Origin of the sequence: Eremococcus coleocola ACS-139-V-Col8 (assembly GCF_000183205.1) — a bacterium.
Classification (GTDB): domain Bacteria; phylum Bacillota; class Bacilli; order Lactobacillales; family Aerococcaceae; genus Eremococcus; species Eremococcus coleocola.
Map to the genome: position 1 here is coordinate 141,707 of NZ_AENN01000001.1, position 19,481 is coordinate 161,187.

Below are 19,481 nucleotides of genomic sequence, written 5' to 3' on the forward strand. Positions count from 1 at the left end.
CTTTCTCTAGCCTAATCCAGGCTGACTTTTAATAGTTTAGGATAATTTTTGCCAGTGATATAGAAGATATTCCCCTCAATATGGGCAATTCCATTCAATACATCCATATTAGCTTGTTCTGTTTCCGTGAAATTCTGCTGAATAATCTTGGTGAAATCATAGTCATTCACTACTTGCCCCGTGCTTATATCAATCACGACAATTCGGTTGGTCTGCCAAACATTGGCATAGAGATATCCATTGGCAAACTCAAGTTCATTTAACATTTCTAAGGGAAAGCCTTGATCAGTTACTTGGAATTGATCAATTAGATTGAAATCACCATCTCGTACCTGAATTTGATCCGACCCATTTGACATATAAATGATCGTTTGAGCCGGGTCAAAGGCTAGGCTCCAGCCTTGCCCTTCATAAGATATTTCTTTCAAAACAGCTAATGATTCTTTATCACGTTGATAGGCGATTCCTTTCTTCCAAGTTAATTGATAGATATAATCATCGGTCACCGTCACACCTTCGCCAAAATAATCCTCGTCAAGTAGCTGACGTTGTTGACCTTGACCGGTTTTTATATCATAAAATTCAATTCTAGATTGACCATAGCGGCCAGTTCCTAATAATAAGGTGTCTGGGTCAACTAGTTCTAGACCCTGGGTGAAAGCAGTCTTGTCAAATGGCAGACTTTCCAAAACTTTAATTTTACTCGCTTGAACTTGACTCGTCCGAACCAAAGATACTAAAAAAGTGGTGACTCCAAACAAGATAAGATTACGTAGTGTTTTACCCATAACACGGCCCCTTTCTTGGAATTTGACGGATTTGCTCTAATTATTGTAACCTAAACGTTGCCTAATTCAAAGTCTTAACTGTTGTCTGGCTATTAGCTATGGTATACTAAGCAAGACTTTAAGAGAAAGGAATTTAGCTATGTTCTACAAAATCATTGTACCAATCTTAAAAGGCATATTCTGGCTAATTCATGGCTCTGCCCAAGTTGAAGGTCTCGAACATGTGCCTAGCGACCGTCCGGTAATTATTGCCGCCACCCACCGGTCTCTTTTTGATCCCTTCTACATTGCTTATGCCCTCTACCCTGCTCAAATTCACTTTATGGGCAAAGATAGCTTATTTAAAAACCCAATCTTAGCCTTCCTATTAAAAAAAGCCGGTATGTTCCCCGTCAATCGTGAAAAACCAGGTACTGCCGCCATACGGATGGCTATTCAAGTTTTAAATGAAGACCAAGACCATTTGGGTATCTTCCCTTCTGGTTCTCGGTATACCACGAAAATCAAAGGAGGGACTGCTTTTATTCAACGCCGATCTAAGGCCGATATTATCCCAGTCGCTATCCAACCTCCCCTAACTTTTGACCAATTTTTTAAACGCAAAAAAGCCAAGTTAGCCTTTGGCCCAGCCATTCCTTACCAAGACGATATTAAATATACCAAAGAAGTCCTTGCTCAAGTCGATGAACAAATTAGGCAGGCCTTTGATAATCTAGACCAACAATTAGACCCAACCTACCAATATATTCCCTCGGTTAAAGCTAAAAAATAAGTTTCAAGCTTGCAAGCCAAGAAAAATGTAGTATATTAAAAAGGCGTCTAATGACGATTAGAATTTACCACTCCCACTAGATATTGAAATTATCCCGGAGTTGAGCAAAATCTTGCTTAGCTCTTTTTATTATTAAAGAAATAAGGAGTATTACCATGCCTTCACATAACTTCTGGGCCGACTTGCCCAAACCGTTTTTTATCTTAGCACCTATGGAGGATGTCACCGATGTGGCCTTCCGCCATGTCATTGCCCGGGCTGGACGGCCCGATGTATTCTTTACTGAATTTACCAATTCTGCTTCTTATTGCCATCCTGATGGTATCGAATCCGTTAAAGGACGCTTAACCTTCACAGAAGATGAACAACCCTTAGTCGCCCACATTTGGGGTGATGTGCCTGAATATTTCAGTCAAATGGCTAAGGGCATGCAAGAAATGGGTTTTGCAGGGGTGGATATTAACATGGGCTGTCCTGCCCCGAATGTCTTCAAACATGGTCGTGGTTCCGGTTTGATTTTGAGATCCCAAGTTGCCGCAGAATTAATTCAAGCAACCAAAGAAGGCGGCCTCCCAGTCTCCGTCAAAACCCGGCTGGGCCATGCCAAACCTGAAGAATATAAAGAATGGCTCAAGCATTTATTTGACCAAGATATTGTCAATTTATCCATTCATCTGCGGACTAAAACGGAGATGTCCAAAGTGGATGCCCACTGGGATATGATTGGTGACATCAAAGCTTTACGAGATCAAATTGCCCCTCAAACCCTGCTAACCATTAATGGTGACATTCCTAACCGTCAAGTTGGCCTTGATCTAGTTGATCAATACGGGGTCGATGGGGTTATGATTGGTCGCGGGGTCTTCACCAACCCATATGCATTTGCCAAAGAAGAAGTTGATCATAGTCCACTTGACTTGATTAACCTCTTCCGTTATCACTTAGACCTCTTCGACAAATATCGCTTGCGGCCCTTCCCTTCCTTGAAACGGTCTTTCAAGATTTATATCCGGGGCTTTGCTGGTGCTAATGAATTGCGGATCCAATTGATGGAAGCTAAATCTACCCAAGAAGTACGCCACTTATTAGACAAATTTGAAGCAGCGTATTTAAAATAATTGCTTTTATGCGAAAACAAACCCGCCAAGAAATCTTGGCGGGTTTTTATCTTGGTTACTGGTCCTATTTTGTAGACATAGACTGTCGTGACGCAGGTTATCTTACTGCTGGAAAAGTAAAGAATAATTTCTCCACTTAGGGCTTGACTATGTAAGATATGAGTAATTTTTCTTAACTTATTCTGAACTCAGAAAAAAATTTACTCTTTTTCTTTACTTTGGTTAAACTATGGAAAATATTTTTTATTGGTGTTTAAGTCAATAATTGATGGGTCTTTATTCCGGACTTGAAGACAAAGCAAGGAAAAAATTACCATTTAAAAATAAGGCTTGAATTAATAATACTACAACCATACCAAAAATTACATAACTTAACAAAGCTTTACATATCAACATTTGCGACAACATAACCATACATAACATTACTGATTTTTCCCCTTTTTTGCCCCATAAAAAATAAGCCTACCCCATATGTACTGACCCCCTAAAGTTGGACCAAAAAATCCAACTTTAGGGGGTCAGTACAAGATGAGTGAGGTTAACCAAAATCACCCTGTTTAAAGGGCTCTTTATGTTGCTTGTTTTATCAAATTAAGGAGGAATAGACAATGTGGGTGGAGAAAATCCCCAGTGGAAAATACAGATACTGCGAACGGTACTTCATTGAAGAAACGGGAAAAACAGTGAAATTATCTGTGGTCATTGATTCAAAATCAAACCAAGCTAAGAAGACGGCTAAAGAATTGCTTGATGAGAAGTACCAAGATAAATTAAATACTATCCACAGTCCCACGGCTGGGTTGAAATTTGAAGATATATCCAAACAATGGTTAGAAATTAAACAAGGGGAATGGAAAGACAGTACCTATACCAATACCAAATACAAGATTACTGCTATCAATCGGAGCATTGGAGATATATTGATTGATGAATTGAAAACATACCACATCAATAGCTACCTAGCTGATGAAGTTAAAGATAAAACGTACAGAACTGTAGTGAATTATAAATCACTGATTACCCAAGTTCTTGAATTCGCAAGCGATAATCAGTTGACAGAAATGCTACCGTATCAGCAAATGATTAAAGTGCCAAAAGTGAATATGAAGAAACAGAAACAAGAATGGAAATATTTGGAGCGTGAAGAATTAGAACAAATCTATCAATTTCTTAGCAATCATAAACGCTTTGAGTATTTGAACATGGCTAAGATTCAAGTCGCTACGGGTATGCGGTTTAATGAGATGATAGCTCTAGACTATGTGGAAGATATTGATTACAAGAAACAAACTATCACGATTTCAAAGAATTATGACGTTTTAAATAATATAATCACGACCACAAAGACAGACACCACTAGAGCCATTGCAGTACCGAGCGAAGTCTTGGAAGTTATTCGAGAGCAGATTGCTATCACTCAACGTAAAATCATTAAACACAACTTCGATAGAAGCAATCGTTTCTTGTTCATCAATCGAACAGGCAAGCCAGTAAATATCCGAGATGCTAATAGAGTGTATAACAATATTCCTATTGAAGACAAAAAAATATCCACACATATATTCAGACATACTTTTATTACTCTAATGGCTGAATCTGGTGTGGATAAGAATTTAATTGCCAAGCATGTGGGACATTCAAGTACCAAGATGATAGACCAAGTCTAATCACATTTTACCGATACAATGGACGAAAAATTAAGAAATTTTATTTTACAGAACAAAATCATCTGATTATTTTTGCCCCATATTTGCCCCATAAGCTTAAATATTACATTTATGTTATATTGAAAACATCGTTTTGTTTTCAAACAAACCCTTATTTAGCTTGCTTCATAGACTGCATAATTTGTTGTACTTTTTTCTTAGATGGCTTTTGCCCCATTTGGGCCATCATTTGGGTAATCATGCGTTCATCAATTGGTGGATTTTCTTTGAAATAATCCATCATATACTTCCGTGACATGAAGAAGCCACCCACAAAACCAGCAATCATCGCGATTGCAACAATTAATAACCAAATCCAAGTTTGCATTTATACGTCTCCTTTAATCTTTATTCTTAAATAAACCCTTACGGGCTTGAATCTCTTTAACCTTTTTAGGGGTTAATTCATTGCCCTCTGAATCAACTACTTTAATGGCTTCAACTTGTTGACTGAAGCCCTTGCGGAAGTCTGCCAAGTATTCTTGGCGTAATTTAGCTTGTTCAGCCAATTCTGCTTCATTCAGACCTTCTGCTTTTTTCTTACGTGCTAAGGTATTGATCCGGTCGATTTTTTCTTGACTAATCAAAACAATCCCTCCAATAAACGAACATTTGTTTGCTTTATACTCTAATCTTTGCTACAATGACGGTAACATAAGAGAAAGAGTGAAGCCAATGAAAAGCTTATCTTCCAAACAAGAAAACATCTTAATATGTATTTACCAAGCCATTGAAAGCAATGGCTATCCTCCAACCGTGCGCGAAATCTGTAATCAAGTAGGACTCGCTTCGACTTCTACCGTCCATGGTCATTTAACCCGACTTGAAAAAGCCGGTTATATTAGTCGAGACTCCTCCAAGACACGGGCCATCGAACTAACCGACTTAGCTTTACAAGCCTTGGATATTCAACCCCAACAGATTCCCCTCTTAGGAAAAGTGGCTGCCGGTGCTCCAATTCTAGCGGTTGAAGAAGCGACAGACTATTATCCTATTCCGCCCCACTTACAACATTATGATGCCGCTGACCTGTTTATGTTACAGATCAAAGGTGAATCCATGATTAATGTTGGTATTATGGATGGCGATTTAATTACGGTCCGTAAACAATCTACCGCCAATAATGGTGACATTGTGGTTGCCATGACTGAAGACGACGAAGCCACCTGTAAAACCTTCTTCAAGAAATCTGACCATTATGTCTTACGACCTGAAAATGATAGCATGGACGATATTATCTTGACCAAGGCCACGATTCTCGGAAAAGTAGTGAGTCTTTACCGTGAGTACTAAGACTAATAACTAATAAACTAGAGCATTTTAAAAAATATAAAAAATAATATATCCCCACATTAGGAGCACGGCAAATCCAGTGTAAATCATAGATTTCCTGAATTTGTCCCGCTCTTTTTTTATTTTTCTAAGCGATTACTCTTAGTAAGTCATCAAGGTTTTATAAGGATAACCTTCTAATTTTGCCTTGCCATCTAAATCAGCTAATTCAATCAAGAAAGCACAACCAACTACGACACCACCTAATTTTTCAACGAGGTCGATAGTTGCTTTAACCGTTCCACCCGTGGCCAAAAGATCATCAATAATCAAAACACGTTGGCCTGGTTTAATATCATCTTTATGAACTGTTAGAGTATCGGTCCCATATTCTAAATCATATTCAACGGTGGCAACTTCACGTGGTAATTTACCTGGCTTACGAATTGGTACAAAACCAATACCTAATTCATAGGCCACCGGACAACCCACAATAAAACCACGGGCTTCAGGGCCAACGATAACATCCACATCTAACTCGTCCGCATAATCCACAATTTGTTGAGTGGCATAGCGAAAGGCTTCGCCATCTGCCATTAGAGGTGTAATATCTCTAAATAAAATACCCTCTTTTGGATAATTTTCAATGGTAGTTACATAATTCTTTAAGTCCATTTTATTAATTCCCTTCAAAATATTTCTTAACCGCTTCCAACGGCTGATAATTGAGTAAGGCTTCTACCTTCATTGCTTGTTCATAAGTCCGATAAGCCTTTAATTGCCATAAGTCTACCTTATCCGGACGCGTCTGATTAAACATTAAAGAGCCATCTTTAATTGTAACAAATTTTGCTTCTAAAAACATGTGAATTAATAAATTAATTTTTAAGGGGTGAATTTTTAATTGATTCTGCATGTTTTGTTTTTGTTCAGCCCCTGAAACATGTCCCACTTGATTTAGATAGCGGAAAAGTTGGGCCGCTTCTTGCCGATTGGGCAAACCCACAAGGTATTTTGAATATTGGTTATAAGCCCCTAAATAGACTTGATCAAAACGGTTTGTTTGATAAAAGTCTTTTATCAAAGTTAAATCTTCTGGAACTTCCATAATAACCAAATTATCGTACGCATCACATTCTGTCTGACTAGGTAAATCTTGAAACAAAAGTGCCGCAGAAGAATCAGCTAAGTCTGCTAGATAAAGGTCAAGAATGGTTTGATGGTTATATAAATAAAGACTTTTTTCAAGTTTCATTAAATCAGAGGCAATATGCTTCCCCCTCACATCTAACCAGACCGAGCCCTTAACGCCAATATCTTTCATATGGATTTGAACCTGTCGTCTACCTTGCCATTCATTAATAACAAGTTGTCCTACCAGTGATACCTGCATGCCTGGACTTAAGCCTTGACACTGGTCTGCCATCGAAAAACCTAACACTTCAAGTGATGATCCCTGGTCTGACCCACGAACCCTTAATTTGATATGAGTCTGGTCACCAATGGCTTGAATCCGCTCGATTTGGACATCTTCAAGAAGCCAAAGTGGCTGTGGATTGTCCATCCCAAAGGGCCCTAAATGATCGATTTCTTGAACGAGGTCCAGGTTGATTTCATCAATGGCTAGTCTGCCATCTAACTTTAATTGGGAAGGCGCCAGGATCGCTGCTTGGTAAGCTTGACTAGAAGAAAGCATGGCCTCCTTAAATGCGGGAAACTGGCTAGACTCAATGGTCATGCCGGCTGCTTGACTATGGCCACCAAATTGCATTAAAAATCCCTTATTCTGTGACAACCAGTCAAATAAATTAACTCTTGGTAACGACCGACCGGACCCCTTGTAGACTCCTTGGTCTCTTTGTTCTTGGAAGACTAAAGCAGGACGATGATATTTTTCGAGTAAACGACCCGCCACAATCCCTACTACGCCCGCAGGCCAATCAGGGTCTGCTTCAATAATAATATCTGGCAGACTAGGATAGCTTTCGATTCTAGTCTGAATTTGGGTCATAATTTTTTTAACGATGGCTTGCCGCTCTTGGTTTTTACTTTCTATCAGTTCATAAAGTGCCTGCGCCTCGCTAGAGTCAAAACTTGCCAGTAATTCAAAGGCTGGACTAGGGTCCCCCAGACGGCCAATCGCATTCAAGCGTGGGCCGATAATAAAACCAATGGTATCACTGGTTAACTTATTACGATCCACCTGATTATTAGTCAGAATCAAATCCAAACCTAAGCGGGAGCTTTGTCTCATTAATTGCAATCCTTGCTTAACAATGGTTCGGTTCTCGTCCGTCAATGACACCAAATCGGCCACCGTCCCGATAGCCGCCAATTCAACTGATTCTAAAGGAATCTCTTCTAATAGAGCCGACACCACTTTTAAGGCAACCCCTGCCCCTGACAAGTCACCAAAAGGATAGGATCCTTGGGGGTGGCGGGGGTGGACGATGGCATAGGCATTGGGCAAGTGGTCTTGAATTTCATGGTGGTCGGTTACAATCACATCGACCCCACGATGATTGGCATAGTCAATCGCTTCAAAACCAGCCACCCCATTATCACAGGTCAAAATTAATTGACAGCCTTGATCAATCAATCTTTGGTAGCGGTCCTTATTGGGGCCATACCCATCAATCAAGCGGTTGGGTATATAATAGGTCACATTTGCCCCCACTGCTTGCAAACTTTCATATAAAATTAAAGTTGAGGTAATCCCATCGGCATCATAGTCACCATAAATCAGAATTGCTTCTTGACTAGCAATCGCTGCTTGTAAACGGTCAATCGCTTTAGCCATATCAAATAATTCGAAGGGATCATGGAAAATAGCCTGACTTGATTCTTCCAAAGCAGTCAAAGTCTCAAGACTATCAATTCCCCTTTGGTAACATAAACGCAAAAAAGCGGAAGAGTATTTCTTTTCCGCTTCTTTAAATACCGATAAATCACTTGAGTTGGAATCTAATGTTGGTAAGACCCACTCATAATGAGCTTTATTTAGAAACATGGCCCAAAGGCCTCCTTTTAAAACTTATTTATTCAGTGAAATCAGCGTCAACTTCTTCTGGCAACTCTACTTGAGCTGGAAGACTTACTTCCTCACTTACTGGTAAATCTTTTGGTGTCATTGAAGCAGGGTCTAAGTGACTTTCAGGCATATCCATCTCTTGTTTTACAAAGCTATCTTCTTGATAGACTTGGGTATTTTTATTTTTATCTTTCAAATCAGATACTTTAGCTTTAAGGTCTGAAATCTGATCATCTTTCTTGATAATATCCTGAGTATGTCGGTCTTTTAAGCTCTTAATTTCATTGTTAAGTCGCTTAACCTCTTTACGTTGTCGACTATTGGATGAAATAGTAACTAAAAGTCCTACAATCATCCCCAACAAGGCTGACAGTAAGATTAGTAGAATAAGGGGAACTTGATATTTAGCGACAAATAAATCCACTGACACAGGATTCACATTTTGTAAGGCGACAATCACAAATAAAATGAGGAAAAGCACCCCTAGAATTACCTTAAACTGTTGTTTCATCTGAATTCTCCTTTAAATTAAATAAGTTTAATTTTAATATATCACTTATTGTCGGAAAAATCGAATTTAATCGAGCCAGCAGCTCAAGAACTAGCGGCGCATTCACTTCCCGTTTAAATTTACAATGGCTCAATAAGTTAGCCATAATTCGCTTTGTTAAAACATCAACATCTAAGGCAAAGCCTTCAATGGTTTTAAAGTAGGCTTTTGAGTTAGCATCGCGGTCGAAGAACTCGGTAACAACTGGACCTGGATTCACCACAATGACTTCGATTCCAGCCGGACGTAATTCGAGTCGAAGCGTATCTGCATAAGCTATTACTGCGGCTTTAGTCGCTGAGTATACAGATGAAGCAATCGTCGATAGTTTACCTGCAGAAGAGGCTACCATAACAATCTGACCTGAACCTTGGTCTAGCATTTCTAAAGCCACTAATTGGGACAAATACATGATAGCAAAAGTATTTACTTCAAACATGGCCACAATTTCGGCATAAGAAAATTGGGTGGCTCGTTTAAATACTCCATAACCCGCAGCTTGGAACAGTAAATCAATCCGACCAAACCGTGATTTACATAAAGGAACAATACTTTCGATAAAACTGGTTTGGGTCACATCCCCCGCCAAGACAAAAGTATCCACACCATGAATACGGTTAATTTCTGCTGCTAAAGCTTCCAACCGGTCTTGGCGACGGGCAATTAAAACTAAATCATAGTGGTGAGCGGCTAATTGTTTTGCCATTGCTTGACCAATCCCAGAGGATGCGCCCGTCACCACTGCAACTTTTCTACTTTGAGACATCTTTCTAGCCCCCTACTGAGTCTAAGTTGATTTCTTCTAAATCTCGGACAATATGTAACTTTGGAAAAATTTTTTGCGCTGCTTGTTCCATCACTTGCACATCTCGACTTAAATAGCGGGAGGAAATATGATTCAAATAAACTTGCTTAACCCCAGCTTCTTTGGCTAAGGTCGCTCCTTGGTCCGAAGTCGAGTGATAATATTGATTAGCCATTTGGCTTAAAGACCCATCATGGGTTCCCTCATAAATTAAGACATCCGCATCTTTGGCTAAAATTAAATTATTAGCATTGGGCCGAGTGTCGCCAATATACGTAAGTACATGCCCTGCTTGCGCTGGGGCGATAAAGTCCTTCCCATCTAGGAGACGACCGTCTTCCAATTGGACTGTTTCTCCAGCTTTTAAGCGGCCATAGATAGGTCCAGCCGGTATGCCCTGGGCTTTTAAGTCATCCACTAATAATTGACCTGGGGTATCAGGTTCTTTAATGCGAAAACCAAAGGACAATATACCATGATTCAAGGGCAAATATTCCGCTTGCCAGCCATGGCCTAGATCAAGCTTACCGCCTTGGTCAGACAATTCTTCGAATATTAAGGGATAACCCAAATTTGACTTTGATAACTTCAAGCACATCAAAACATAGTCCTTGATACCTTGAGGACCATAGATGGTAACTGGCTCTTCGCCTCCTTGAAAGGACCGTGAGCTTAAAAAACCTGGTAAGCCAAAGATATGGTCCCCATGCATATGGGTAATAAAAATTTTGGAGACTTTTCTTGGCTTTAAACTGGTATGTAGGATTTGATGCTGGGTCCCTTCCCCACAATCAAATAGCCATACTTGGTTTAACTGGTTTAATAACTTGAGTGCCATCGAAGAAACATTCCGATTTTTGGACGGGATGCCTGCCCCAGTTCCTAAAAACAGTAATTCCATTTTAGATATCCTTTCCTAAATCATAGATTAACGGGTTCTAAAGAGTTCTTTTGCAACATAAACTGATAATTGACGAGCCCCTTCATCGGTTGGATGGGCTTCATCTTCCCGAATCCATTCAGGGTGATCATTCGAATAAGTATTCCAATCAATGACTTGGACATTACCATATTTTTGTGAAGCACGAAGAATAGCCGCATTGGCATCAGTCACCCAGGAACGGTTGGCGTTGGAATTTACAAAATAAATGGACTTATCCGTCCCGACTGCTTCAATAAAGTCATCAATTTGACCATCCGTAAAGGTCCCATTTGAACCTAGCATGACCACCACTGTATTCATAATTAAACCTTCTGATTGAAGATAATTAACTTCACCATAGGTATTAAATAACTGGCGGCCAACTTCACCATCGATAATCGCTTTAGGAAAGACTGCTTTAAAATGGTCTGCGGAAGCAAGCAAAGTGGAATCACCAATAAAAGTAATATCTAAACCATTGGCAAAGAGTAATTCATCTTGTTCTAGACCTTCAATGTTATTAATGACTTTGGTGGTGTCTTGACTTGGAGCCTGGCTATCATCAGAAGTATTTTCTTGCTTTGTTTCATTTGATTGATTTTTTGTTTCTGCTGCTTGTTTAGTCTGAACTAAGGCTTCATTCTTTTCAATCAGGGTTTGTAAATCATCCTCGTTACTTGAGCGTTTTTCCGGTGCAATAGCCAAAGCCACAGTACCAAAAAGCAGGAAGAAAACATAAATTCCCGTGATGACTTTAACATTCATGAGAACATTACCTGACCGTTTAAGAATAGAAAATTGGTACTTCATTTTAGACCAATTAAAATGCTGACCAATTGGCAACTTAATCCGGTCTTGCTCAAATAATTGGTAAGAAATTTCAGCTAAGATTGCCAAGAGGACAAATTGGAAAATATTCGTTAAGGTAAAGTTCCAAGACCGTAAATAATTAGGCAAGATTAAGTAAATAGGATAGTACCACAAATAGTAAGAATATGACCGTTTACCAAGAAAAGTAAATAAAGGCCAAGATAAGACTTTATTGATTAAAGTTTGTTTATGGATGGTAAACACAACCATGCCTGCAGCAACTAAAGTATAAAGGAACATGCCAAATCGATAGGCGAAGGCTTGGGTTCCATACATAAACTTAGACATCAAAAAAAGTAAGACAAAGGCTAAGATACCTAAAGTATTGACCAGAATTTTCTGAGGTCGATTTAAAGGATGGGATTCTAATTTAACCGGTAGTAAAAAGGCTAAAACATTTCCCATGGTATAGGCAAAGGCCCGGGTCAATAGATTATAGTAGACATTAGTAGGATCCTGACCGTCCTTGAACAGATAAGCCATGGTTGCGGCCGAAACCAAGGTGAGGATTCCCATCATATTAATGGCAATGGCTGGGTTCCGATGCCAAGTATAAAATAATTTAAAGAAAATCGGGGTTAGAAGTAATAATTGTCCTAAGAGCGCCACATACCATAAGTGAGTAAAGGCAGATGGATTTGAGGCATGGACGAAATAAGATTGTTCATTAAATATTTGATAGAAATTATTCACAAACAATAATGAAGCGACCCCCATATTCCGAATATTAAACAGATAATCACGAGCAAAAATTAAAATAATTGCTGCCGTAGAAATAATCATAGCTAACATCGGGAAAAATAGGCGTTTAAACCGTTTCTTATAATATTTCCAAGTATTAATTTTCAAACCACGGGTATCCGCCAAGTAAAAATGACGCATATTGAAAAAACCAGCTACTAATAAGAAAAAGTTAACGGCTAAATAGCCCCCTGGTAAAATATGTTGGTAAAAATAGTAGCCTAAAATTGAAATAATCGCGATGCCCTTATAGCCATCGAAGACAGCTAAACGTTGGCTTGCTTGTTTTGTTTTTCCTTTCATTCTCTCACACCTAATCCACAAATTCGAAAGTGAATCCCATCAAGTCAACTGTGTCCCCTGACTTAGCACCCTTTTCGCGTAAGGCTTGATCAATCCCCATCGCCCGCATTTGTCTAACAAAGCGGTTGACAGACTCATCGTGGGCCATATTGGTCATTTGGAAGAGTTTCTCAATTTTTTCACCCGTAATTTCATAATAATCCCCGTTTAAACGGTGGATTTCAAATTCTGGTTTTTCTTCATCTAGTTGATAATGAACATATTGCTCTACTGTTGCTGTTTCATTATAAAGCGGCACAAAGTCAGCTTCTTGAACTATATTAAAGGTAGCCTTTAATAACTCATCCAGTCCTTTGGTTTGCCAAGCGGAAATTTGGAAAATCTCCGGCTGACTATATTCCTTATCGGCATAATAATTAGCCAATTGAGCTTTAAATTCAAGTAAATTATCTTCAGCAGCAGCTTGATCCATTTTATTGGCCACAATCACCATAGGTCTTAGCAGTAAACGTTCATTATATTGTTCGAGCTCACCCATTAATTTTACGAAATCATCAAATGGGTCCCGACCATGGACTCCGGCCATATCAATCACATGAAGGAGCACATTGGTCCGTTCAATATGTTTTAAAAAGTCGGTGCCTAAACCAACACCTTGTGAGGCTCCTTCAATCAAACCAGGAATATCCGCCACCACAAATTCTTGATCATACCCTAATTTTACGACTCCTAAGTTAGGACTCAGCGTAGTAAACTGGTAATCCGCAATCTTGGGTTTAGAATTAGAAATCACCGATAATAAGGTTGACTTACCCACTGAAGGATATCCAATTAAAGCAACATCCGCTAAAACCTTCAATTCTAAGATTAAATCAACTTCCTGACCCGGCTCACCATTTTCAGCGATTGCAGGCGCTGGATTCTTATGGGTCGCAAAGCGAATATTGCCACGGCCGCCACGGCCCCCTTGAGCTACCACAACTTCTTGGCCATGTTCTAACATGTCCGCAATAAATTGACCCGTATTGGCATCTTTAATAATTGTTCCAGGTGGAACTGCCACAACTAAATCTTCCGCAGCTGCTCCATATTTACTCTTAGACATGCCGTTTTCACCAGGTTTTGCTTTAAAGTGACGGTTATATTTAAAGTCCATCAAGGTTCTTAGGCCTTCATCTACCTTAAAAATCACCGAACCACCGCGACCGCCGTCTCCTCCTGCTGGTCCCCCATCAGGCACATATTTCTCCCTGCGAAAAGCAACCATTCCGTCGCCACCCTTACCGGCTTTGACATTTACCTTGGCGTAATCTAAAAATGTTGACATTGGTTCGCCTCCTTCTCGTTCCTAAACTAACTAAAAGCTTGTTCTTGCTCCAGTCAGTCTACAATTCACTGTATTTTATTATTATAAAATTTAAAACTTAGAAATTAATTTTTGTGGGTTCATCATTTGCATCACATAACGACTTAAATAAGCCATAAGGGCATAACGATTATCCTTGATATCAGCTTGGTCTGCGTTAACCATATTATTCTCAAAGAAATCACCAATCGGTGTTACTAGGGCTTTGAACTCATCCAACAATTCAGCCATAGAATCAGCTTCATAGTTTAAATCTTTAACCGCATCAAAAAGGACTTGTTCACTCTCGGATTGGGCAAGATTTAAATCTAAATCCTTTGCTTCTTTTACGGTTAGACCTAAGTTTAGTACCCGACTTAAAGACTCAACTAAATTCCGATAGGCTTGAGGCTCTTGATTTTTAAAAGCTTGTAATACAGGTCCGGCTTCCAAAATATGCACAACATTTAAGAAATCACCTGCTAAAACTGCTTCGATAATATCGAAATTAAGATTTAACTTAGCTAACTGTTGTTCCATCCGGGCCGCCATAAATTCTTTCAGATTATTTAAAAGTTCAGAATCACTTAAATTAAAGTGGGCCAGAATATCTTGGAATAGATCAACTAAGTCAAGTGACCAAGCTTGGTCCGCCATAATTTCCACGACACCCATGGCTTGACGTCTTAAGGCATAAGGGTCATTCGAACCAGTAGGAATCAAATCGACAGCAAAATATTGCACCAGACTATCTAATTTATCAGCCATGGCTAAAAGCGCTCCAGCTTTAGTTATTGGTAGTTGCCCTCCCGCGGTGGTTGGCAAGTATTGACTGGCAATCGCTTGAGCCACTTGGTCAGACTGACCAAATTGACGAGCATACCAAGCTCCCATTTGTCCTTGTAGCTCATCAAACTCACCGACCATACCAGTCATTAGGTCAAACTTGTACATTTTAGCGGCCATCTTGGCTGTTTCAAGATCATTTTTATCAATTTGGTTAACTTTAACTGCTAAAAGGTCAAGTATTTTACCTACTCGGGCTTGTTTATCCGCCAAGGAACCCAGTTTATAATGCTCATTGACATGGTCTAGCTTAGCTACATAGGTTTCAATTGACCCCTTAAGATCTTCCTTATAGAAGAATAAAGCATCTTCCAAACGGGCTTTCAAGACTTTCTGATTCCCCCGGACCACATTTTCTAAATGGTTGGCGTCCCCATTACGGACTGAAATGAAGATAGCTTGTAGTTTTTCTCCCGCTTGATCTAAAGCATAGAAATACCGTTGATGGTCTTTCATGGCTGTAATCAAGACCATATCGGGAATTTCCAAGTATTTTTCTTCGAAGTCACCGTAGAAAGCAGTGGGCCATTCTACAATCGCCGTCACCTCTTCAAGTAGGTCTTGATCAATTGGAACTTGCCAATGATTTTGGTCGGCAATCTCTTTAATTTGGGCTTCAATCACGGCTTGGCGTTTATGGAAGTCTGCTAAGACAAACTCTTTTTCTAAGCTGGCTTCATATTGGTCAGCTTGAGCAATCACTAAGTCATGCCCCAAGAAGCGGTGACCCCGAGAACCATTGCTGGCAGTCACACCGGCAAAGTCAAATGGAATCACTTCTTGATCTAACAGAGAAACTAACCAGTGAACCGGACGAATATAATTAATTTGATAATCATGCCAGTGCATCGTAACCGGGAAGGTCATACCTGACACCACTGACTCTACCCCATTTAATACGTCGCGACTGCTTTCACCCGCTTGAAATTTATTAATAAAGACATAGTCTTCACCATTGAGGTCTTGCACAAACAAATCATCGGTGGTCCCCCCCTGGCCATGGGCAAAGCCTTGAGCCGCTTTGGTCCATTGACCTTGGTCATCCTTGGCAATTTTTAAGGCGGGTCCCTTGGCTTGTTCTGACAAGTCTGCTTGTTTATCGGCTAAACCCGTCACTAAAACTGCTAAACGACGTGGCGTCGCATATTCTTGAATTGCGTCAAATTCTAATCGATTGTCATTTAAAAAATTAGCCATTCTTTCTTTTAATTGTTGGCTCAAACTCAATAAATAGCGGGCAGGAATCTCTTCCATCCCAATTTCTAATAAATAATTGTGTACCATGGTTGATTCCTCCTAATCCTTTTGGTTTAGAAATACTTGCGCTTGCGCCCGGTCTTTAATCAGTGGGAAACCAAGGGCTTTCCGTTCAGCCACAAAGGCTTTAGCAATGGCCCGTGCCATTTTACGGATCCGGCCAAGATAGCCAGCCCGGTCTGAGACAGAGATGACTCCTCGCGCATCTAATAAGTTAAAGGTATGCGAACATTTTAGAATGTAGTCATAAGCTGGATGGACAAGACCTGCTTCAATCAAAAGATTCGCTTCGGTTTCATAGGCATCAAATTGATGGAAAAGCATATCTTGATTGGATTTTTCAAAAGAATAAGTTGAATGTTCCCGTTCAGGTTGTTTAAAGATATCTCCATATTTTACCCCAGGTACCCATTGTAAGTCATAGACATCATTCACATCTAAGATATACATGGCTAACCGTTCAATCCCATAGGTAATTTCTGAAGTGGTTGGATAACATTTAAGTCCACCAACTTGTTGGAAATAGGTAAATTGAGTGATTTCCATACCATCAATCCAAACTTCCCAGCCTAGACCGGCACAACCTAAAGAAGGATTTTCCCAGTTATCTTCTACGAAGCGGATATCATGAGCTAAAGGATCAATTCCCAAAGCTTGTAGGCTTTCAAGGTATAATTCTTGCACATTTAATGGCGCAGGTTTCATGACCACTTGGAATTGGTGGTGTTGATAGAGACGGTTAGGGTTTTCACCGTAACGCCCATCGGCTGGACGACGAGAGGGTTCCACGTAAGCTGCCTTCCAAGGTTCTGGTCCAATTGCCCGTAAAAAAGTATAAGGGCTCATGGTCCCAGCACCCTTTTCCGTATCATAGGATTGAAGAATTAAACAGCCTTGTTTGGCCCAAAAGTTTTGAAGCGTTAAAATCATATCTTGTAATGTTTCAACTGCCATGTGTACACTTCCTTTTCTTATCTGTTTTCATAAAGAATTTACAAAAAAATCCCCTATGGTTGTTCAACCATAGGGACGAGTTATCGCGGTTCCACCCTAATTCTAACACGGGGTTAGCTCTTAATTGTAGCCTTCATTTGTCTGTTAGACTACCATCGACTCGTCCTAGCTCACACCCGCCTAGAATCGCTTAACCATCTTATTTACTTGCCTAACAATTAAACTAAGTTTAACTAAATGCTTCATTAAAGTCAATAGTAAGTCAGCTTTTCTAAGGGACTTCTCAGACTGAGACCCAAAACCTAATCTACCTATTTTAACCTCAAAAACTATCCTTTATTGCCCGCTAAATTTTGAAATGAAACTTAATCAGATGACCTTAAGCTAGCTAATCGATTTAAACTAGCCAAGTCCTGTCAAAACGATAAACTAGCCTTATTCACTATTAGTTTTATCTTTTGATTTTCGCGCTTGACGTTTTACTTTTAATTGGTCAGTCTTTTGTGCAATCTGGTCCATTTGGTCCAGATAATGCTTACTTCTAAGACGAATCCCCACAAACTCTTGGTAAATTGCATCCATTAACCGTCGCAATTCCTGGTAGGTTTGTTTAGAAAGATTGATCTGCCCCAACTGGTCAAGGGATAGACCGGCCAATAAGGCTGCTATATGCAGGGCCCGGGGATTTAGGTGCATCCGGTAAGGGTCATGGTTTAAATGATGGGGGCACAGACGACCCTGCAATTTAATTGAGAAATCCGCCGGCTCTTGCTGCGAGTCACAAACCTGACAGGTCTGCCAATTTAGTTGGGTTCCAAATAAGGGGAGAAGATGAATTTCAACAAAATGAGTGATTAATTCAGGCACTTGTCCCTGATTAATTTGTTCTAGGCTCCCACGCAATAATTGATATAAGGCCAAATTTGGCACATTGTCATCAATGGCCGCATCAACCAATTGAGAAATATAGGCCGTATACACCTGTTTTTTATAGTCCACTTGGTTAGACCGATACATATCCAAACTCGTGCCCTCACGTAAAAAAGAAAAACCCTGGTCATGAATCATACCAACAAATTCATGACGGGTTAAGGGAATCATTTGGCTAGCCAAGGGATGGTTGGGCTTTTTGACATGCTTGAGATAAAACATCTTAGTCCCAAAGCGATCGGTAAAGACCTTGATTAAAGCATCATCTTCCTTGTAAGGACGATTAAAGAGGACGATGCCTTCAAACCGTTCATTCAAGTCTTCCTCCCCTTTTTTTAAATTATTAATAATTATCTAATTCATAACCTAAGTCTTGTAGGTTGGTCATCCGGTCCCGCCAAGATTTTTGAACTTGGACAAATAAATCTAAATAAACCTTATCCGCTAACAATTTTTCGATATCACGGCGGGCCATTTTACCAATTTTCTTAATCATTTGACCTTGCTTGCCAATGATAATGCCCTTTTGCGAGGCTCGTTCCACGATAATTACTGCGTGAATTTCGATTTTATCATCTTCATTCCGCACCATGGATTCGACCTTGACCGCAACAGAATGCGGCACTTCTTCCCGGGTTAAAATCAAGACCTTCTCTCGGATAAATTCCGCCACTACAAAATATTCTGGATGGTCCATCACTTGGTCTGCAGGATAATACTGAGGACCTTGCGGTAACACTTCCTTCAGTCCTTCTACTAACTCTGGCACGTTATTGCCTTCTAAAGCAGAAATTGGAAAGACCTGGGCAAAATCTGCCAAATCTTTATAAGATTCTATGGCTTGTAGAACTTGTTCAGGACTTACCAGGTCAATTTTATTAATTAATAAAAATAAAGGTACTTGAACATTCTTGGCTCGCTCAATCACCAGACGGTCACCCGGACCAATTTTCTCGGCTGCATTGACTACTACACACACTGCATCAGCACCCTGGAGGGCTGAATAAGCAGTTTTTAACATAAAATTACCCAAGGCATGTTTGGGTTTATGGATGCCGGGGGTATCAATGAAGACCACTTGACTATCGGCATCAGTGTAAACCCCTTGGATCCGGTTTCGGGTCGTTTGCGCTTTGTCAGACATAATCGCTATCTTCTGACCCACCACCTTGTTTAAAAGGGTCGATTTCCCCACATTAGGGCGACCAATCAAGGCGACGAACCCCGATTTAAAATTTTTCTTATTCATATATACTCCTCAACATCTAAGG

General features: G+C 39.9%; 18 protein-coding genes. 4 read left to right on the forward strand and 14 right to left on the reverse strand.

Features of this window, described 5'->3' with window-relative positions:
* Window positions 1-11: 11 nt before the first annotated feature.
* On the reverse strand, window positions 12-788 hold the full coding sequence (locus HMPREF9257_RS00615; RefSeq protein ID WP_006417414.1) for a glutaminyl-peptide cyclotransferase: 777 nt from the start codon (window positions 786-788) through the stop codon (window positions 12-14).
* A 139-nt stretch (window positions 789-927) separates the two neighbouring features.
* Between HMPREF9257_RS00615 and HMPREF9257_RS00620 the strand changes: the two genes are divergently transcribed.
* The 3 genes from HMPREF9257_RS00620 (at window position 928) to HMPREF9257_RS00630 (ending at window position 4,345) form a co-directional block, all read left to right on the forward strand.
* Window positions 928-1,560, forward strand: coding sequence for a lysophospholipid acyltransferase family protein (locus HMPREF9257_RS00620; protein ID WP_006417509.1), 633 nt, complete (start codon window positions 928-930; stop codon window positions 1,558-1,560).
* Window positions 1,561-1,715: 155 nt separating this feature from the next.
* Window positions 1,716-2,678: a tRNA dihydrouridine synthase gene (locus HMPREF9257_RS00625; RefSeq protein WP_006417431.1), complete on the forward strand. Its 963-nt coding sequence runs from the start codon at window positions 1,716-1,718 to the stop codon at window positions 2,676-2,678.
* 608 nt (window positions 2,679-3,286) lie between these two features.
* The gene (locus HMPREF9257_RS00630; RefSeq protein WP_006417501.1) at window positions 3,287-4,345 is read left to right on the forward strand and encodes a tyrosine-type recombinase/integrase; all 1,059 of its coding nucleotides are present in this window, start codon (window positions 3,287-3,289) and stop codon (window positions 4,343-4,345) included.
* Between the two features lie 151 nt (window positions 4,346-4,496).
* Here HMPREF9257_RS00630 and HMPREF9257_RS00635 read toward each other — a convergent pair whose 3' ends face one another.
* On the reverse strand, window positions 4,497-4,712 hold the full coding sequence (locus HMPREF9257_RS00635) for a YneF family protein (protein ID WP_006417442.1): 216 nt from the start codon (window positions 4,710-4,712) through the stop codon (window positions 4,497-4,499).
* Window positions 4,713-4,725: 13 nt separating this feature from the next.
* Window positions 4,726-4,971, reverse strand: coding sequence for a DUF896 domain-containing protein (locus HMPREF9257_RS00640; protein ID WP_006417413.1), 246 nt, complete (start codon window positions 4,969-4,971; stop codon window positions 4,726-4,728).
* 88 nt (window positions 4,972-5,059) lie between these two features.
* Here HMPREF9257_RS00640 and lexA point away from each other — a divergent pair, with 88 nt between their 5' ends.
* Complete coding sequence (gene lexA / locus HMPREF9257_RS00645) at window positions 5,060-5,677, forward strand: transcriptional repressor LexA (RefSeq protein ID WP_006417557.1); 618 nt, start codon at window positions 5,060-5,062, stop codon at window positions 5,675-5,677.
* A 141-nt stretch (window positions 5,678-5,818) separates the two neighbouring features.
* Here lexA and HMPREF9257_RS00650 read toward each other — a convergent pair whose 3' ends face one another.
* The 11 genes from HMPREF9257_RS00650 to era form a co-directional block, all read right to left on the reverse strand.
* Window positions 5,819-6,331, reverse strand: coding sequence for an adenine phosphoribosyltransferase (locus HMPREF9257_RS00650; RefSeq protein ID WP_006417584.1), 513 nt, complete (start codon window positions 6,329-6,331; stop codon window positions 5,819-5,821).
* A 4-nt stretch (window positions 6,332-6,335) separates the two neighbouring features.
* The gene (gene recJ, locus HMPREF9257_RS00655; RefSeq protein WP_006417506.1) at window positions 6,336-8,666 is read right to left on the reverse strand and encodes a single-stranded-DNA-specific exonuclease RecJ; all 2,331 of its coding nucleotides are present in this window, start codon (window positions 8,664-8,666) and stop codon (window positions 6,336-6,338) included.
* 28 nt (window positions 8,667-8,694) lie between these two features.
* A complete protein-coding gene (locus HMPREF9257_RS00660; RefSeq protein ID WP_006417424.1) occupies window positions 8,695-9,198 on the reverse strand; it encodes a LapA family protein in 504 nt (167 codons plus the stop codon).
* Window positions 9,182-10,003 (reverse strand): SDR family NAD(P)-dependent oxidoreductase, encoded by an 822-nt coding sequence (locus tag HMPREF9257_RS00665; RefSeq protein ID WP_006417601.1) that lies wholly within the window; start codon window positions 10,001-10,003, stop codon window positions 9,182-9,184. The genes HMPREF9257_RS00660 and HMPREF9257_RS00665 overlap by 17 nt, the downstream gene beginning before the upstream one ends.
* A gap of 4 nt (window positions 10,004-10,007) precedes the next feature.
* Window positions 10,008-10,943, reverse strand: a complete 936-nt coding sequence (rnz, locus tag HMPREF9257_RS00670; protein ID WP_006417555.1) for a ribonuclease Z — start codon at window positions 10,941-10,943, stop codon at window positions 10,008-10,010.
* A gap of 27 nt (window positions 10,944-10,970) precedes the next feature.
* On the reverse strand, window positions 10,971-12,878 hold the full coding sequence (locus HMPREF9257_RS00675) for an acyltransferase family protein (RefSeq protein WP_006417587.1): 1,908 nt from the start codon (window positions 12,876-12,878) through the stop codon (window positions 10,971-10,973).
* A 10-nt stretch (window positions 12,879-12,888) separates the two neighbouring features.
* A complete protein-coding gene (gene obgE, locus HMPREF9257_RS00680; protein ID WP_006417478.1) occupies window positions 12,889-14,205 on the reverse strand; it encodes a GTPase ObgE in 1,317 nt (438 codons plus the stop codon).
* Window positions 14,206-14,295: 90 nt separating this feature from the next.
* Entirely contained in the window at window positions 14,296-16,353 is a 2,058-nt protein-coding gene (glyS, locus tag HMPREF9257_RS00685; protein ID WP_006417582.1) for a glycine--tRNA ligase subunit beta, read from the reverse strand.
* A 12-nt stretch (window positions 16,354-16,365) separates the two neighbouring features.
* Window positions 16,366-17,280 carry a glycine--tRNA ligase subunit alpha gene (gene glyQ / locus HMPREF9257_RS00690; protein ID WP_006417526.1) on the reverse strand — a complete coding sequence of 305 codons (915 nt, stop codon included), beginning with the start codon at window positions 17,278-17,280 and terminating at the stop codon, window positions 16,366-16,368.
* 435 nt (window positions 17,281-17,715) lie between these two features.
* Entirely contained in the window at window positions 17,716-18,528 is an 813-nt protein-coding gene (gene recO / locus HMPREF9257_RS00695) for a DNA repair protein RecO (RefSeq protein ID WP_006417425.1), read from the reverse strand.
* Window positions 18,529-18,553: 25 nt separating this feature from the next.
* On the reverse strand, window positions 18,554-19,459 hold the full coding sequence (gene era / locus HMPREF9257_RS00700; RefSeq protein WP_006417492.1) for a GTPase Era: 906 nt from the start codon (window positions 19,457-19,459) through the stop codon (window positions 18,554-18,556).
* Between the last annotated feature and the right edge of the window lie 22 nt (window positions 19,460-19,481).

What these genes read in the sequence shown, in the direction of transcription:
- HMPREF9257_RS00615 (WP_006417414.1), bottom strand. Translation starts at nt 788, where the DNA reads ATGGGTAAAACACTACGTAATCTTATCTTGTTTGGAGTCACCACTTTT.
- HMPREF9257_RS00620 (WP_006417509.1), top strand. Translation starts at nt 928, where the DNA reads ATGTTCTACAAAATCATTGTACCAATCTTAAAAGGCATATTCTGGCTA.
- HMPREF9257_RS00625 (WP_006417431.1), top strand. Translation starts at nt 1,716, where the DNA reads ATGCCTTCACATAACTTCTGGGCCGACTTGCCCAAACCGTTTTTTATC.
- HMPREF9257_RS00630 (WP_006417501.1), top strand. Translation starts at nt 3,287, where the DNA reads ATGTGGGTGGAGAAAATCCCCAGTGGAAAATACAGATACTGCGAACGG.
- HMPREF9257_RS00635 (WP_006417442.1), bottom strand. Translation starts at nt 4,712, where the DNA reads ATGCAAACTTGGATTTGGTTATTAATTGTTGCAATCGCGATGATTGCT.
- lexA (WP_006417557.1), top strand. Translation starts at nt 5,060, where the DNA reads ATGAAAAGCTTATCTTCCAAACAAGAAAACATCTTAATATGTATTTAC.
- HMPREF9257_RS00650 (WP_006417584.1), bottom strand. Translation starts at nt 6,331, where the DNA reads ATGGACTTAAAGAATTATGTAACTACCATTGAAAATTATCCAAAAGAG.
- recJ (WP_006417506.1), bottom strand. Translation starts at nt 8,666, where the DNA reads ATGTTTCTAAATAAAGCTCATTATGAGTGGGTCTTACCAACATTAGAT.
- HMPREF9257_RS00660 (WP_006417424.1), bottom strand. Translation starts at nt 9,198, where the DNA reads ATGAAACAACAGTTTAAGGTAATTCTAGGGGTGCTTTTCCTCATTTTA.
- HMPREF9257_RS00665 (WP_006417601.1), bottom strand. Translation starts at nt 10,003, where the DNA reads ATGTCTCAAAGTAGAAAAGTTGCAGTGGTGACGGGCGCATCCTCTGGG.
- rnz (WP_006417555.1), bottom strand. Translation starts at nt 10,943, where the DNA reads ATGGAATTACTGTTTTTAGGAACTGGGGCAGGCATCCCGTCCAAAAAT.
- HMPREF9257_RS00675 (WP_006417587.1), bottom strand. Translation starts at nt 12,878, where the DNA reads ATGAAAGGAAAAACAAAACAAGCAAGCCAACGTTTAGCTGTCTTCGAT.
- obgE (WP_006417478.1), bottom strand. Translation starts at nt 14,205, where the DNA reads ATGTCAACATTTTTAGATTACGCCAAGGTAAATGTCAAAGCCGGTAAG.
- glyS (WP_006417582.1), bottom strand. Translation starts at nt 16,353, where the DNA reads ATGGTACACAATTATTTATTAGAAATTGGGATGGAAGAGATTCCTGCC.
- glyQ (WP_006417526.1), bottom strand. Translation starts at nt 17,280, where the DNA reads ATGGCAGTTGAAACATTACAAGATATGATTTTAACGCTTCAAAACTTT.
- era (WP_006417492.1), bottom strand. Translation starts at nt 19,459, where the DNA reads ATGAATAAGAAAAATTTTAAATCGGGGTTCGTCGCCTTGATTGGTCGC.